This window comes from Sphingobium sp. TCM1, from assembly GCF_001650725.1.
Taxonomy (GTDB): domain Bacteria; phylum Pseudomonadota; class Alphaproteobacteria; order Sphingomonadales; family Sphingomonadaceae; genus Sphingobium.
This window is the reverse complement of the sequence record NZ_LXVX01000012.1, coordinates 414,877-429,408: the sequence shown is the minus strand read 5'-3', so window position 1 is coordinate 429,408 and position 14,532 is coordinate 414,877. Positions and strand designations below refer to the sequence as shown.

Genomic DNA, 14,532 nt, shown 5'->3' with positions numbered 1-14,532 from the left:
GCGCTGCCGCCTCCACGGCGGCAGCGCCGCGCTGTATGTTGCAATGATGCCGGCAGGTTCCGGTCTGGATATGGGGGAGGCCAGGACGGCCATGCGTGTATCGACGGTTATTTCGTGCGGCCTGTCCGTGGCGGCGGCGGTAATGCTCGCTGGCACGCCTGCTCTGGCCAAGAAGAAGCTGGTGGTCGCCGGCCCGCCAATCACGATGTCGGACGTGTTTCGCGCCAATGTGGAGTCCGCCGAAGCGGCGCTCAAGGCAAGGGATGTGACGACGGCGGCGACGCATATCAACGCTCTGATGCCGACGACCGATTTCGAGGCCTATGCCGCAGCCGGCCTTCGCTATCAGCTCGCGGTGCAGCGGCGGGACGTGCAGGCCCAGCGGATCGCGCTGACCGATCTGTTCAAGACGACCGCCGTTCCCCGGACAGACGCTCCCCGCTTGCGCTACATCGCGGGCTACCTTTCCTATGTCGTGGGCAATTATGATGATGCCCTGGCCCAACTCGATTACGCCAAGACGCTTGGCTATGACGGCGTGGATGCGACGATGCTGAGGGCGGACATCGCCATGCGGCGCAACAAGCCGAAGGACGCCCGTCCCTATTTGCAGGCAGCCATCGTGCAGAAGCGCGCTTCTGGCGAACCCGTTCCGCTCCCCTGGATCGACCGCAGCATCGCCATGGCCTATCAGGCCGGGGACTGGGCCGAAGTCAGCCAGCTATACCGCGAGCGGCTCGCGCGATCGTCCAGTCCGGAGGACTGGCGGTCGGCACTGACCAACTATCTGTCCGTCGGCAGCCTGGAGTCCCAGGCCCAGCTTGATCTCTACCGGTTGCAGGCGGCCAATGGGGCGATGGCGAGCGAGCGCGACTATCAGAACTATGCCCAGTTGGCGGAAAAGGCCGGCTATTATGCTGAAGCCAAGGCCATCATCGAGTCCGGGCGCAAGGCCGGCAAGCTGACCCCGACTCAGGCGGTCACGAGCCAGTTGCTCAAGAGCGTGACCCCCAAGGCCACCAAGGAAATTGCGGGCTTGCCCGCACTGGCGAAGAAAGCAGCCTCCGCATCGACCGGCAAGGATGCGCTGGCGCTGGGGGACAGCTACGTGTCGCTGGGTCAATTTCCGCAGGCGGTCGAGCAATATCGCCTGGCCTTGACCAAAGGTGGCGTCGATGCCGGACGGGTCAATGCCCGGCTCGGCATGGCGCTGGCACGATCAGGCGACCTGGCGAGCGCCCAGACCGCACTCAGTCAAGCTGGCAATGGCGACTGGGGGAATGTTGCAGGATTCTGGTCGGTCTGGATCGACCAGCAAAGCAAAAAGGCGGCATAAATCCGCCTTTAACCTTCCGCTGCCGGCTCAAACCGGCAGCGGCACGCCCGGCAGATTCTTTGACGTGCGGATGGTGAGCGACGTCTTCACGCTCACGACATTGGGGGCCGGCGTCAGCTTGGACGTCAGGAACTGCTGGAAGCTTTGCAGATCCTTGGCCACCACCTTCAGAATGAAGTCGATTTCACCGTTCAGCATGTGACATTCGCGGACTTCCGGGAGGCCGGCGACATGATCCTGGAACGCCTTGAGATCGGCTTCCGCCTGGCTCTTCAGACTGACCATGGCAAAGACTGTGATGGTGTAGCCCAGCATCGCCGGGTCGACCACGGCATGATAGGAGGTAATGGCCCCAGCCTCCTCCAATGCGCGCACGCGGCGCAGGCACGGAGGAGCCGTCAGGCCCACTTTCCGGGCCAGTTCCACATTGGTCATTCGTCCGTCCTGCTGCAACTCTCCAAGGATCTGCAGGTCGATGTCGTCGATATTCGGCCCGGCCATTATTCCGATTATTTCCTGTCCTGTTTGAGAGGCTCATCATAATAATGTTTCAGGACAATGCAATTGTCCCACTATGCGACGTTGCGTTTCTGTCGCGACACCGACTCTCTTTCCCTTTTCGTAACGAATGCCTATCCATAGCATCTGCAACGGAGCGCGCGGTCTGACCCCAGGTCGGTCCAGCGCCGCATATGGGGATTTCGGGTGCGGTTCAACGATCTCATGCTTACGGTGCTGGCGGCGGATGACCCCAGTGGCCCGAATGCGGTGACGTTGTGGCGCCAGTGCGTAGACCTGCTTGCCCAGCAGGATCGGGCGGATCGCGCGCCGATGGCGCCTGAAGAAAAGTCCGCGCTGCTCGACCGGCTGAGCGGATTGCGGCCCAAGCTCAGCGAGGCCCAGCGAATCGCAACCGTGGTCGAACTCGGACGGCGGCTGCGTTCGACGGCACTGGTGTCCTTTTTCGGAAGCGATCGACCGTCCATCGCGGCCGCCGCGATGGCGCGGGCGGAACTGCCTGACGACGCATGGGCGAGTCTTTTGCCGGAACTCACGCCCACGGCTCGCGGCGTGTTGCGCGGCCGCCGCGACATGGGGCCGGCGACGCGGCAGGGCTTGGAGGCATTCGGTCCCACCGATCTCGTCCTCACCACCGCACGGCAGGACATGGTGGGCGACCCTGCCCTGTTACTGACCGGTGAAATGGCAGCGGTCGAGGCAGATGGCGCACCGGAAATGCGGAGCGCAACAGTCACGCCCTTGCGACCACCCGCTCGCGGCGAGGACCAGATCCGTAACCTGGTGGATCGCATCGCGCAATTCACCAGCACGCGGCGGCCAACGCCCGAGCCTGCGCCGGCACCCGAAGAGACCCGGCCTGCCGCGCGCGCCTTCGCCTTCGAAACCGACGCAGCCGGCGTGATCCTGTGGATAGACCAGGGTCCGCGCGCGGCATTGATCGGCCTCTCGCTGGGAGAAGCCGTGATGGAAGGCGGTAGTGGACCGGACGGTCATGTCGCGGGCGCTTTTGCCCGGCGCAGCGCCTTCCGCAATGGCCGCTTCAGCATTGTCGGAGGCGCGATGGACGGGGAATGGCGGCTGTCGGCCACGCCGTTCTTCGATCCGCGTTCGGGACGTTTCCAGGGCTATCGCGGCCAGGCGCGCAGGCCTTATCTGCATGAAGTTGCCACGCCGCCGGAATCGCCGCCAATCACTGGCCTGTCGGCTGATTCGCTGCGCCAACTGGTGCATGAACTGCGCACGCCGTTGAACGCCATATTGGGCTTTGCCGAGATCATCGAGCAGGAACTGTTCGGCCCGGCGGGTGACGCCTATCGCGATATGGCGGGCAAGATCGCGGTCGATGCCCGCCATCTGCTGACCGCATTCGACGATCTGGACCTGGCGGCGCGCGCGTCGCGCGGCGATGAACCTGCCGCTCCCTGCCTGATCGATTCCGCGCATCTGGTCATGCAGGTCGCTGCCCGCTTTCGCGAACAGAGTGGAGCGGCACTGCCCGCGCCGCTCGACATTGCCATAGCCCCGAATTTGCCGCCGCTGCTGATCGATCCGGTCCAGGGCGAGCGCATGGTGCAGCATCTGTTTCGCACATTGATCTCCGTCTCGCCGGCGGGTGAGGCCGTGACGGGAGCCTGCTGGATGCGTCCAGATGGCGCGCAAGGCCGCATCGTGCTCGCGGTCGACCGGCCGTCCAGCCTCGTCGGCCTAGAAGAGAGGCAGCTGCTAGATCCGGGCTATGGTGCGGATGGCGAGTGGGCGGACGGGCCATTGCTGGGCATCGGCTTTTCGCTGAGACTCATCCGCAGTCTGGCCAGCAGCTGCGGCGGCGGTCTTGAGATCGAATCCGGCCGCCTGCTGCTGGTCCTGCCCGCCGCATCGGCGGCGAACGACGCGGCGGATCTGGGCTGACACACAATCAGCGAAACTCTCTGGCAACCATTGGCCGCTAGGGACGTGTCATGACTGCTTCCGTACATGACGGCAATCTGCTGGCGCCGCCGCTGGCCGAGGATATGATCCACCTCGATCCCGCGTTCGGGACACGCTTCATGCTCTTCATCGATACCGAGGAAGAGTTTGATTGGAATGCGCCGTTCAGCCGCGCAGATCATGCCGTTTCGGCGATCGACGGTATGGCGCGCGGTCAGGCCTTTTTCGCGGCGGCCGGGGTCAAGCCTGTCTACGTGACCGACTATCCCGTAGTAGAATCGGACGCGGCGGCCGCTATGATGGGGGAATGGGCAAGCGACGGAGCGGCCGATATTGGCGCCCATCTCCATCCGTGGGTCAATCCGCCCCATGTCGAGGATGTCAATGCGGCCAACAGCTATGTCGGCTTTCTGCCCGAGGCGGTCGAGCGCGCGAAACTCGAAGCGCTTTGCCGACGACTGGAGGAACGCTTCGGCGTGCGTCCCACGGCCTATCGCGCGGGGCGTTATGGCGTTGGGCCAAACAGCGCCCGCTTGCTGGAGGAAGCGGGTTTCAGGCTCGACAGTTCAGTTCGCAGTCGGTTCGATTACAGTGCGCAACATGGTCCCGATTTTCGCGGCCTGCCGCAAAATCCCTATTGGGCCGGACCCGCGCGCACTCTGGTAGAATTGCCGCTGTCCACAGCTTTTGTTGGAATGATGCGCGGGGGCGGAGAGCGATTCTATCGGGCGGCCCAAAGCATGGGCCCGATTGCTGGCGCCCTGTCGCGCGCGCGGATGTTGAGCCGGGTGCCGCTAACCCCGGAAGGCGTCCCGGCGCATGAAGCGATAGCGGCGATCGACGCGCTGATCGAGGAACGCGCCAGGGTTCTCAACTTCAGCTTCCACTCGCCCACGCTCGAACCGGGACACACGCCCTATGTCCGCACCGAAACGGACCGAAGCGCTTTTTTCGCGTGGTGGGACGCCATATTGACCCATCTCGCCAGGCGCGGCGTCCGCGCCGCCAGCCTCGGCGAATTGCTCGCGGCCATTCCTGCGCGCAGGAAGGCTTGCCAAGCGGCGTGATGCTGCCTAATCCCGCCCATGTTCAAGGGTGGGGCCTGTAGCTCAATGGTTAGAGCTGGCCGCTCATAACGGCTAGGTTGCGGGTTCGAGTCCTGCCGGGCCCACCATGAATTTCAGGGAGCTGGCGATTTTTGCGAAGCTTGAGACGTTTAGCGCAGCTTCTCGATCCGCACGACCGCCCCCTGCTTCACCCAATAGTCAAACCCACCCCAGCGGATCCGGTCCGAGCAGGCCGCCGCCAACTGCATCCCCAAATGCGTCCAGCACACGGCAAATGGCGCCAATATGTCCCACCAGAGCGATCGGCGGGCCGCCTGCACCTGCTCCGGTTCCAGTATGTCAGCGATGATCCGCGCCCGCACCAATGCCCTGCCCGCCGCCGCCCCGTAGCCGATCATGACTGCGGGCCAGCCGCCATACAGCAACGCCCACAACCAAAACGCCGACTGGACCGCGACCAAGGCGGTCGCCAAGCGCCACATGCCCGCGCTGTTGGTGATGACATGCCGATATTGTCGAACGCCGAAGGCCAGCGCCCCACTCGCCTGCAACGGGCTCGCCACCAGCAAGTCCCGCACCGGCCGCAGCCGCAGCTTCGCGCGCCAACCGGCCAGCCCAACTGCCATGTCGTCGGACAGCCGCCCCGCCAACGCCGAATCCAGGTCCAGCCGGTCCGCCACCGCCCGCGATATCGCCATCGCGCCGCCCCAGGGCATGGTCGCGTTGGCCGACCGCGGCATTGTCGCTAATTGCATCTCCACCGCGCCGACCAGCGCCGCGACCATGTTGCGTTCGGGGAGTAGAAGCCGATAGCCGGTGACGATGTCCGCCTTGTCCCGGACCAGCGGGAAAAGCAGCCGTCCGACCAGCCGCGTCGGCGGATCAATGTCGGCATCGATGAACAGCAGCCAGCGATCCTCTGGCCGCAAAGCGCGTAGCGCCGCGCGCAGCTTATGCACCTTCTGGCCTTCATCCTGCGCGATTCCGGCGGCGACGATCTGCACCCAGCCGCCTTCCCGCGCCGCCAGCGCGTCGGCCGCCGGACAGACGCCCGATGTCGCAATCAGCAAACGAAAAGCCGCGCTTTGCGCTTTCAGCCGCGCGATCAGTACCGGTCCGCCATCCCAGTCGTCGCGGACGCTCAGAATGGCCACTGCGCCATCGGGAGCCTCGATCTTCCGGTCTGTCGGCACATGGCGCAGATACAGCGCCACCCCCATGAGGGTCAGCGCCTGAAGCAGCGCCCATATCCAAAGCATGATCGTCACGGCGCTGCGCCCCTTTACCGTCTCAACTGCTGCTGTATGACGCTATCTTCATGCTCTCCAACCCTTTTCTCTTCATGCTGCTTCGCCGGTTGCCGGCCACCCCGGCATCATGGCTTGGAGGGTGGCTGTCATCCCGCATCGCACGCCCGCGCATGAAGTTGCGGGATGCGCGCGCGCGCGCCAATCTGGCGCTCCTCCGCCCCGATCTGACCCCCGCCGATCGCGAATCCCTTCTGACGCACCGCTGGGAAAATATGGGGCGCACCCTGGCGGAACTCGCCAATATCGACCGGCTGGTCGACGGAGCGCATATCCAGGTCGAAAACGCGGCGGACTATCAGGCCGTGCTGGACGCGCCGCGTCCGCTGATCGGTCTGTCGGTCCATCTGGGCAACTGGGACCTGCTGGGCGCGCATGGCAAGGCATCGACCGACCGGCCCGGCCTTGGCGTCTATGCGCCCCCGGCCGATGAAAAGACCGCTGCTCAACTCGGCAAGGCGCGGCAAAGCTATATGGATGAAGTCGTAACCGGCGATGGTGCGGCACGCCGCATATTGAGGCATCTGACCCGCCATCCCCGCGCCAGCCTGTTCATCCTGCTGGACGAACGGCGCGACCGGCAGGTCTGGTTTCCGACGTTCGGCCGGCCGGTGGAGCCGTCCGGCAATCTGTCGATCGCGCTGCGGCTCGCGCGCAAGACCGACGCGCGTTTCCTGCCCTTCTATCTTCTTCGTACCAGCGGCCCCCATTTCAGGCTCCACTGGCATCCGCCGCTCGATCCCGCGATGATGAGCGACGCAGAGATCGTCGCCGCGCTCGATCGGTTTCTGGGAGACGCCTGCATCACCCATGCCGACCAGTGGCTCGCATTGCATGACATGGACCTGACCGCAGACGGCCACCATGTGACTTGAACGTCCATCCCCGCTAAAGCCCGCTGCCATGTCCCGACTCGCGATCAAGATTTGCGGCCTTTCTACGCCCGAGACTGTGGGGGCAGCCGTTCGCGCGGGCGCAAGCCATCTGGGCTTCGTCCATTTCCCCAAAAGTCCGCGTCACGTCGAGCCTGAGCAAATGGCCGCGCTCGCTGCAGCCGTCCCGGCCCATGTCGAGCGGATCGCGGTTGTCGTCGATCCCGACGACGAACAACTCACCGGGCTGACCAGGAGCGGCGTGCTGACTGCGTTCCAGCTTCACGGCAAGGAAAGCGCTGAACGGGCGGCGGCCATCCGCCAGCGTTTCGGCCTGCCGGTATGGAAGGCAATCTCGGTCAAGACGCGTGCCGACATCGATGGCGCCAGCCGCTATTCGGGCGCTGTCGACCGGCTGCTGTTTGACGCCAAGACGCCCGACGGCGCGGCTCTCCCTGGCGGCATGGGTCTGCGCTTTGACTGGACATTGTTGTGCGGCCTTTCCATCCCGTCGCCTTGGGGGCTGTCGGGCGGCCTGTCGATCGCCAACGTGTGCGAGGCGATCCGTGTCACCGGCGCGCCTCTGATCGACGTTTCGTCTGGTGTCGAAGACGGGCCGGGCATCAAGAGTGTGGACAAGATCACGGCCTTCTGCAAAGCGGTGTCCGCATGTTGACGCTGAATGCCCTTGCCCTGCGCATCGAAGGACGATGGCGCTGATCGCTTCCCTTGAACCGAAGCGAACACCCATATCTGTCCCGGAAAGACTGACATCATGATCGATATTGCTACCTTGCCCAACAGCCTGCGATCCCAGCCCGACAAGAGCGGCCATTTCGGCGCATTCGGCGGCCGCTATGTCGCCGAAACGCTGATGCCGCTGATCCTGGAGCTGGAGAAGGTCTACAAGGCCGCCAAGGCTGATCCCGAATTCGACGCCGAATATACCGAACTGCTCCGTTCCTACGTCGGTCGCCCCAACCCGCTTTACTATGCCCAGCGGCTGACCGAAGCGCTGCGCGCCAGAGCGGAGCCGGGCAAGGGCGCAAAAATCTATCTGAAGCGCGAGGAACTGAACCATACCGGCGCGCACAAGATCAACAATTGCATCGGCCAGGCGCTGCTCGCCCGGCGCATGGGCAAAAAGAAGGTCATCGCCGAAACCGGCGCGGGCCAGCATGGCGTGGCCACCGCGACCGTCGCTGCCCTGTTCGGCATGGAATGCAAGATCTTCATGGGCGCGAAGGATGTGGAGCGGCAGAAGCCCAATGTCTTCCGCATGAAGCTGCTGGGCGCGGAAGTGATCCCGGTCACATCGGGATCCGCTACGCTCAAGGATTCGATGAACGACGCGCTGCGCTACTGGGTGTCGAATGTGCATGACACATTCTACATCATCGGTACGGCAGCGGGGCCGCACCCCTATCCCGAACTCGTCCGCGATTTCCAGTCGATCATCGGCAAGGAAACCCGCGCGCAGATGCTGGAGGCCGAAGGCCGCCTGCCCGACTTGCTGATCGCACCGGTTGGCGGCGGCTCCAACGCCATCGGCCTGTTCCATCCCTTCCTGGATGATCCCGAGGTCGCGATGATCGGTGTGGAAGCGGCGGGCGAAGGGCTGGACAAGAAGCACGCCGCGAGCCTTGCCGGCGGCGCGTCGGGCATCCTCCACGGCAACCGCACCTATCTGTTGCAGGACGAGGACGGCCAGATCACTGAGGCCCACAGCATTTCCGCCGGCCTCGACTATCCCGGCATCGGCCCGGAACATAGCTGGCTGCACGAGATCGGCCGGGTGCAATATATGCCGATCAGGGACGACGAGGCGCTGGAGAGCTTCCAGACGCTCAGCAAGCTGGAAGGCATCATCCCCGCGCTCGAATCCGCCCATGCCGTGGCGGCGGCCGAACAGATCGCGCCGACGCTGGACGCAGACAAGATCATCGTCATCAACCTGTCGGGCCGGGGGGACAAGGACATCTTCACCGTCGCCGACGCGCTGGGAGTGGAGATGTGAGCATGGATCGTCTGGCCTCCCGCTTCGCCGCCTGCAAGGCGCAGGGCCGCGCCGCGCTCATCACCTTCGTGACAGCCGGCGATCCCGACGTTGCCGCCACCCCAGCCATCCTCGACGCGCTGGTTGCGGGCGGGGCGGACATCATCGAACTGGGGATGCCCTTCACCGATCCGATGGCCGATGGCCCGGCGATCGAACTGGCGAACCTGCGTAGCCTTGGTTCCGGCACGAAGACTAAGCATGTCTTCGCACTTGCCGCTGATTTCCGGGCGCGTCATCCCGATACGCCCCTGATCCTGATGGGCTATGCCAATCCGATGCTGGTGCGGGGGCCCGACTGGTTCGCCGATCAGTGCAAGGCTGCGGGCGTCGACGGCGTCATCTGCGTCGATATCCCGCCGGAGGAAGATGCCGAGGTCGGCCCCGCCCTGCGCGGCGTCGGCGTCCACCTTGTTCGACTGGCGACGCCGACCACCGATGCAGCACGCCTGCCCGCCGTGCTCGATGGCGCCAGCGGCTTCCTCTACCATGTCGCCGTCGCCGGTATCACTGGCAAGCAGCAAGCGGCACAGGCCAATATCGAAATCGCTGTGGAAAAGCTGAAGGCGGCCACCGACCTGCCGATTGCGGTCGGTTTCGGCGTCCGCTCGCCCGAGCAGGCCGCCGCGATCGGTCGCATCGCCGACGGCGTGGTGGTCGGATCGGCGATTGTGGACATCGTGGGATCACATGGCGATGCCGCAGCTCCCTTCGTCCAGAATTTCGTCGCTGCCCTCAGCAGCGCCCTCACCGCAAACACCCAAGAGACCGCCGCATGAGCTGGATCAACCGCGTCCGCAACGCCCTCCCCTTCACGAAGAAGGAAACCACAGCCGAGACGCTGTGGCACAAATGCCCCTCCTGCATGGAGATGATCTTCATCAAGGAGTGGGAGGAGAATCTCTCGGTCTGCCCGCGCTGCGACCATCATGGCCGTATCGGGCCCAATGAGCGGTTCGAGCAGATCCTCGACGCCGGCTTCATCCTGCTGCCGACACCGCATGTACCCGAAGACCCGCTCAAATTCCGCGACAGCAAGCGCTATCCCGATCGCATCAGGGCTGCCCGCAGCGCCACAGGCGACCAGGATGCGCTGATCAACGCGCGCGGCGCGATCGACGACGTGCCCCTCGTGATGGGCGTGCAGAATTTCGCCTTCATGGGCGGTTCCATGGGCATGGGCGTGGGCGCGGCCTTCATCCAGGGCGTCAATGACGCGATCGCCCATAAATGCCCTTATGTCATCTTTACCGCCGCCGGCGGCGCGCGGATGCAGGAGGGAATTCTTTCCCTGATGCAGATGCCCCGCGCCACCGTGGCGATCCAGAAGCTCCATGCGGCCGGCCTGCCCTATATCGTCGTGCTGACCGATCCGACGACGGGCGGCGTCACCGCGAGCTATGCGATGCTGGGCGATATCCAGATCGCCGAGCCGAACGCGCTGATCGGCTTCGCCGGACAGCGCGTGATCGAAAACACGATCCGGGAAAAGCTGCCCGAAGGATTCCAACGCGCCGAATATCTGCTGGACCACGGTATGCTCGACATGGTGGTCCATCGCAACGAATTGCGCGATACGCTGGCGCGTGTGATCGGCTATCTCAGCCCGCGCGCCGCCGCCTGATCCAGACATCATCGCGCGACAGGGGGGAGCAAGCGCCATGGCCGACCACGCCGTTTCGGATGATCCCCAGGTGCAAGCCCAACTAGACCGGCTCTGGTCGCTGTCGCCCGGTGCCGATGTGCTGGGCCTGGAGCGCATCACCCGGCTGCTGGAGCGTCTCGGCGATCCACACCGCGCCCTGCCCCCGATCTTCCATGTGGCCGGCACCAATGGCAAGGGGTCGACCTGCGCCTTCCTGCGCGCGGCAATGGAGGCGGACGGCAAGAGCGTCCACGTCTTCACCTCGCCGCATCTGGTCCGCTTCAACGAGCGAATCCGGGTGTCGGGCCAGCTCATCGCCGACGAACAACTCGCCCGTTACCTGGAGCGCGTCCTCGATATCGCAGAGGGCGTGAACGCCAGCTTCTTCGAAGTGACGACCGCCGCCGCCTTCCTTGCCTTTGCTGAACATGACGCCGATGCCTGTATCGTCGAAGTGGGGCTTGGCGGGCGGCTCGACGCCACCAATGTGATCGTCGATCCGGCAGTGTGCGGCATCGCCCAGCTCGGTATCGACCACCAGGCTTTCCTGGGCGACACGCTCGATCGGATCGCCGCCGAAAAGGCTGGTATCGCCAAGCCCGGCGCCGCGCTCGTGACCCAGCGTTATCCCGACTCGCTCTTCCCGGTGATGCAGGACGCCGCCGATCGGGCCGGCACGGTTTGGATCGGCCAGGGCGAAGGATGGGACGCAGCCGTCTATCGCGACCGGCTCCATTATCGCGACGCTCTGGGCAGGCTCGACACGCCAATGCCGCGCCTTGCCGGCGCGCATCAGGTTCAGAATGCTGCCCTCGCCTTCGCCATGTTGCGCCATCAAAATGCGGTGCCGCTTCCCGAAGCCGCGCTCAAGGCCGCCCCACTCTGGGCGCAATGGCCCGCACGGCTACAGCGGCTGGAGCATGGCCCGTTGATCGCTCCCCTCCCCGAAGGCAGCACAGCGTGGCTGGACGGCGGCCATAATGCAGGTGCGGGCGAGGCGATCGGCGCCTATTTCACCGCCGACCGGCTGGAAGGGCAGAAACTGCACCTTATCATCGGCATGTTGGCCAACAAGGAAATGGACGCCTTCCTCGCGCCGTTCGCTGGCAAGATCGCGCATATCCATGCCTTGCCCGTGCCCGGGCATGACCATCATCCGCCTGAACGGTTCGCGGCCGTTGCCGCGACGTGGGGCATCGGCTGCACGGCCCACGCCGGGCCGGAAGCGGCCATCCGGGCCGTCGCGGCTGGCGCAACCGCGTGGGGCAACGCGCCGCCAAAGCTTTTGATCGGCGGCTCGCTCTATCTGGCGGGCGAGATTTTGCGACTGAATGCGCAACTGCCTGATTGAATATACTTGCGACTGACTCGCAATAGCGTATGCTGCGTTACCTGACTAACGCAAAAGGCGCGATTCTATGGCTTATGGAGAGACATCCCCCCTCGACCTGCCCCGTCCCATCCCGGGGGGCTATGGCAATCGCCTCTTCCTGTTCGTGATGCGGCGCATGGCGACTGCCGGCGTCAATGATGCCCATGCCGCCAATGCAATGCTGGGCGCCTTTGGCCGCAGCTATCGCAGGCCATTGGTGCTGATGCGCGCGATGATGCTGGAACTGGCGCGCGCGTCGAGCCGCAAGATATTGGTCGCGCCCTGCTGCTGCGCCCGCATGACCGCCGATGAAGCTCTGATGATGCAGGCGACGGGCGATGCCCTGCGTGATCCCAACGCCGCTTATGGGCGGGTCAGCGAACTGCTGGGCAACGATCATGCGCTGGGTGCGCTCACCTGCCTTCAGGCGGTCGCGCAGGCCCATGCGGACCTCGGCCGTCCGCTCGATCTCTACGCGGCGGGCTGACCGCCCGCCTCGGTCGCCGCGGTCCCGACGCTGGCATCGATCAGCCCGGCACGCATCATCAGCCAGAAAAGAAGGATCCCCGGCACCGCCAATGCGGTCGTGAACAGGTAGAAATCGACATAGCCGAACCGCTCGATCAGCGCGCCGGCGGTCGTCCCGGTCAGGAAGCGCCCGACGATGCTCGCCGCCGCCGAAATCAGCGCATATTGCGCCGCCGTAAAGCGCAGGTCGCATAGTGCGGAGAAATAGGCGACCACCGTCACGCCCCCGATGCCGCTGGCGAAATTCTCGAAGCCGATGGCCCCCGCCATGCCCCAGTTGCTTTTTCCCAGCGCGGCCAGCGCGGCGAAGCTGAAATTGGAAATGCACATCAGGATGAGGCTGAGCAGCACCGAGCGCTTCATGCCCAGTCGCGCATAGAAAATACCGCCGACGAAGATGCCGATCAGATAGGCCCAGAAACCCATGCCGACGTCGTAAATGGCGATCTCGTCATTGCTGTAGCCCATGTCGTCGAACAGCAGGCGGAAGGTCAGGTTCGCCAGCGTGTCGCCGATCTTGTGCATCAGGATAAACAGCAGGACGAGGAGCGCCCCCCGGCGCTGGAAGAACTCGACCAGCGGCCCGGTGATCGAGGCCATGACTTCGCCGACGCCGCGACGGGCGACTGGTTCCCGGTGTCGTTCCGGCTCACCCATGATAAGCCCGGTCAACATCGCCGGAAGGGCAAAGGCCGCGCAGGCCAGATAGGCGCCGTGCCAGCCGATCCTCGCCGCCAGCACCAGCGCCAGCGACCCGGCGGCGACCGATCCTATCCGCCAGCCATATTGCGACATGCCCGAGCCGACACCCAACTGTTCCGGTTTCAGCAGTTCGATGCGATAGGCGTCTATGACGATGTCGTAGGTGGCACCGGCCACGCCCACCAATATCGCGGCATAGGCGGTCTGGACCAGGCTGGTCTTGGGATCGACCAGCGCCAGATAGCTCATTGCGGCCATGACGAACAGCCCGGCCAGGATCAGCCACGATACGCGCTGTCCCAACCGACCGAGAATCGGCAGCCTGACGCCATCCACGATCCAGGCCCATAGCCATTTCAGATTATAGACGAGGAAGGCGAGCGTGAACGCCGTCACCGCCTTCTTGTCGATCCCGTCCTGTGCGAGCCGCGTCGTCAGCGTTGCGGCGATCATCGCAAAGGGCGCACCCGACGAGACGCCCAGAAAAAAGGCGGCCAACGGCGCCTTCTGCACATAGGGCTTCACGGCGTCGAGCCAGCCATGGCTGGCATCAATGGTATCGGTCATGGATGCGCGCGTCCCCCGTGGCGTCAATTCGGGGGCCACCATATGGCCTGATCGCGCGCTGGCAAGGGGCGACGATCAGCCTTCGGCGGCGAACAGGCTGAGGCCATGCGGTAATTTCGGTCGACGGGCGCCGCGCAACACCGCGTCGACCACATGGATCGCGGCGACCAGTTCGCGTGGCGCATAGGGCTTGGCCAGGCATCCGACCGCCAGCGTGCGCGCGTCGATCGGACAGCGGCCCGTGACGAACAGGACGGGTAGCCCCAAGGCAGCGGCGTGGCGCGCGACGTCGACACCGCTTTTCTCGCCATGCAGGGCGACGTCGGCGATCACCAGATCGACCCCGCCTTCGTCGATGACGCGCACGGCATGGCCATATTCATCGACTGTCGCAGCGATGCGATAGCCGGCCTGCTCCAGCGCATGTTCATTGTCGAAGGCGACCAGCGGCTCATCCTCCACCACCAGCACGGTGCGGACGGCCTTGCGGCGCGGCCCGCGAACGTCTCCCTCTTTCACCAATCCGAAAAACATTTGCCAAGTCCGCCCTGTTTCCGCCATGCACCCGATGAAACGCCGCGCTCCCGGACAGGGTTGCCCAGGGACCGCCCAGGTCCCCCTCACCCAAA

Annotated in this window: 14 protein-coding genes and 1 tRNA gene; 11 read left to right on the top strand and 4 right to left on the bottom strand. The window is 64.7% G+C overall.

Annotated features, from left to right (window positions below; all coding sequences use genetic code 11):
* Nucleotides 1-91: 91 nt before the first annotated feature.
* Nucleotides 92-1,336: a tetratricopeptide repeat protein gene (locus A7Q26_RS10945; RefSeq protein WP_066859508.1), complete on the top strand. Its 1,245-nt coding sequence runs from the start codon at nucleotides 92-94 to the stop codon at nucleotides 1,334-1,336.
* A gap of 27 nt (nucleotides 1,337-1,363) precedes the next feature.
* Here A7Q26_RS10945 and A7Q26_RS10940 read toward each other — a convergent pair whose 3' ends face one another.
* On the bottom strand, nucleotides 1,364-1,837 hold the full coding sequence (locus tag A7Q26_RS10940; protein WP_066859388.1) for an Lrp/AsnC family transcriptional regulator: 474 nt from the start codon (nucleotides 1,835-1,837) through the stop codon (nucleotides 1,364-1,366).
* Nucleotides 1,838-2,041: 204 nt separating this feature from the next.
* Here A7Q26_RS10940 and A7Q26_RS10935 point away from each other — a divergent pair, with 204 nt between their 5' ends.
* The 3 genes from A7Q26_RS10935 (at nucleotide 2,042) to A7Q26_RS10925 (ending at nucleotide 4,961) form a co-directional block, all read left to right on the top strand.
* Complete coding sequence (locus A7Q26_RS10935) at nucleotides 2,042-3,766, top strand: sensor histidine kinase (protein WP_066859387.1); 1,725 nt, start codon at nucleotides 2,042-2,044, stop codon at nucleotides 3,764-3,766.
* Between the two features lie 50 nt (nucleotides 3,767-3,816).
* Entirely contained in the window at nucleotides 3,817-4,854 is a 1,038-nt protein-coding gene (locus tag A7Q26_RS10930) for a polysaccharide deacetylase family protein (RefSeq protein WP_066859386.1), read from the top strand.
* 31 nt (nucleotides 4,855-4,885) lie between these two features.
* Nucleotides 4,886-4,961: transfer RNA gene (locus A7Q26_RS10925), tRNA-Ile, on the top strand.
* Nucleotides 4,962-5,003: 42 nt separating this feature from the next.
* Here A7Q26_RS10925 and A7Q26_RS10920 read toward each other — a convergent pair.
* Complete coding sequence (locus A7Q26_RS10920) at nucleotides 5,004-6,113, bottom strand: glycosyltransferase (protein WP_066859385.1); 1,110 nt, start codon at nucleotides 6,111-6,113, stop codon at nucleotides 5,004-5,006.
* 59 nt (nucleotides 6,114-6,172) lie between these two features.
* Between A7Q26_RS10920 and A7Q26_RS10915 the strand changes: the two genes are divergently transcribed.
* From A7Q26_RS10915 to A7Q26_RS10885, 7 genes are all read left to right on the top strand, one after another.
* A complete protein-coding gene (locus tag A7Q26_RS10915) occupies nucleotides 6,173-7,036 on the top strand; it encodes a lysophospholipid acyltransferase family protein (protein ID WP_066859384.1) in 864 nt (287 codons plus the stop codon).
* A 28-nt stretch (nucleotides 7,037-7,064) separates the two neighbouring features.
* Nucleotides 7,065-7,709, top strand: coding sequence for a phosphoribosylanthranilate isomerase (locus A7Q26_RS10910; RefSeq protein WP_066859383.1), 645 nt, complete (start codon nucleotides 7,065-7,067; stop codon nucleotides 7,707-7,709).
* Nucleotides 7,710-7,808: 99 nt separating this feature from the next.
* Complete coding sequence (gene trpB, locus A7Q26_RS10905) at nucleotides 7,809-9,050, top strand: tryptophan synthase subunit beta (RefSeq protein WP_066859382.1); 1,242 nt, start codon at nucleotides 7,809-7,811, stop codon at nucleotides 9,048-9,050.
* 2 nt (nucleotides 9,051-9,052) lie between these two features.
* Nucleotides 9,053-9,868: a tryptophan synthase subunit alpha gene (trpA, locus tag A7Q26_RS10900; protein ID WP_066859381.1), complete on the top strand. Its 816-nt coding sequence runs from the start codon at nucleotides 9,053-9,055 to the stop codon at nucleotides 9,866-9,868.
* A complete protein-coding gene (accD, locus tag A7Q26_RS10895; RefSeq protein ID WP_066859380.1) occupies nucleotides 9,865-10,713 on the top strand; it encodes an acetyl-CoA carboxylase, carboxyltransferase subunit beta in 849 nt (282 codons plus the stop codon). Before trpA ends, accD begins: the two co-directional genes overlap by 4 nt.
* 37 nt (nucleotides 10,714-10,750) lie before the next feature.
* Nucleotides 10,751-12,085, top strand: a complete 1,335-nt coding sequence (locus A7Q26_RS10890; RefSeq protein ID WP_066859379.1) for a bifunctional folylpolyglutamate synthase/dihydrofolate synthase — start codon at nucleotides 10,751-10,753, stop codon at nucleotides 12,083-12,085.
* Between the two features lie 67 nt (nucleotides 12,086-12,152).
* Nucleotides 12,153-12,593 carry a DUF6628 family protein gene (locus A7Q26_RS10885; RefSeq protein WP_066859378.1) on the top strand — a complete coding sequence of 147 codons (441 nt, stop codon included), beginning with the start codon at nucleotides 12,153-12,155 and terminating at the stop codon, nucleotides 12,591-12,593.
* On the opposite strand, the gene A7Q26_RS10880 is transcribed toward A7Q26_RS10885, so the two are convergent.
* Nucleotides 12,578-13,903 (bottom strand): AmpG family muropeptide MFS transporter, encoded by a 1,326-nt coding sequence (locus tag A7Q26_RS10880; protein WP_066859507.1) that lies wholly within the window; start codon nucleotides 13,901-13,903, stop codon nucleotides 12,578-12,580. The two genes, A7Q26_RS10885 and A7Q26_RS10880, sit on opposite strands and share 16 nt — an antisense overlap.
* Nucleotides 13,904-13,978: 75 nt before the next feature.
* The gene (locus A7Q26_RS10875) at nucleotides 13,979-14,437 is read right to left on the bottom strand and encodes a response regulator (RefSeq protein WP_066859377.1); all 459 of its coding nucleotides are present in this window, start codon (nucleotides 14,435-14,437) and stop codon (nucleotides 13,979-13,981) included.
* Between the last annotated feature and the right edge of the window lie 95 nt (nucleotides 14,438-14,532).

Excerpts from the sequence above, each read along its gene's own strand:
- A7Q26_RS10885 (WP_066859378.1), top strand. The coding sequence starts at position 12,153 with ATGGCTTATGGAGAGACATCCCCCCTCGACCTGCCCCGTCCCATCCCG.
- A7Q26_RS10875 (WP_066859377.1), bottom strand. The coding sequence starts at position 14,437 with ATGTTTTTCGGATTGGTGAAAGAGGGAGACGTTCGCGGGCCGCGCCGC.
- trpB (WP_066859382.1), top strand. The coding sequence starts at position 7,809 with ATGATCGATATTGCTACCTTGCCCAACAGCCTGCGATCCCAGCCCGAC.
- A7Q26_RS10945 (WP_066859508.1), top strand. The coding sequence starts at position 92 with ATGCGTGTATCGACGGTTATTTCGTGCGGCCTGTCCGTGGCGGCGGCG.
- A7Q26_RS10915 (WP_066859384.1), top strand. The coding sequence starts at position 6,173 with ATGCTCTCCAACCCTTTTCTCTTCATGCTGCTTCGCCGGTTGCCGGCC.
- accD (WP_066859380.1), top strand. The coding sequence starts at position 9,865 with ATGAGCTGGATCAACCGCGTCCGCAACGCCCTCCCCTTCACGAAGAAG.
- A7Q26_RS10910 (WP_066859383.1), top strand. The coding sequence starts at position 7,065 with ATGTCCCGACTCGCGATCAAGATTTGCGGCCTTTCTACGCCCGAGACT.
- A7Q26_RS10920 (WP_066859385.1), bottom strand. The coding sequence starts at position 6,113 with ATGCTTTGGATATGGGCGCTGCTTCAGGCGCTGACCCTCATGGGGGTG.
- A7Q26_RS10930 (WP_066859386.1), top strand. The coding sequence starts at position 3,817 with ATGACTGCTTCCGTACATGACGGCAATCTGCTGGCGCCGCCGCTGGCC.
- A7Q26_RS10880 (WP_066859507.1), bottom strand. The coding sequence starts at position 13,903 with ATGACCGATACCATTGATGCCAGCCATGGCTGGCTCGACGCCGTGAAG.
- A7Q26_RS10890 (WP_066859379.1), top strand. The coding sequence starts at position 10,751 with ATGGCCGACCACGCCGTTTCGGATGATCCCCAGGTGCAAGCCCAACTA.
- trpA (WP_066859381.1), top strand. The coding sequence starts at position 9,053 with ATGGATCGTCTGGCCTCCCGCTTCGCCGCCTGCAAGGCGCAGGGCCGC.
- A7Q26_RS10940 (WP_066859388.1), bottom strand. The coding sequence starts at position 1,837 with ATGGCCGGGCCGAATATCGACGACATCGACCTGCAGATCCTTGGAGAG.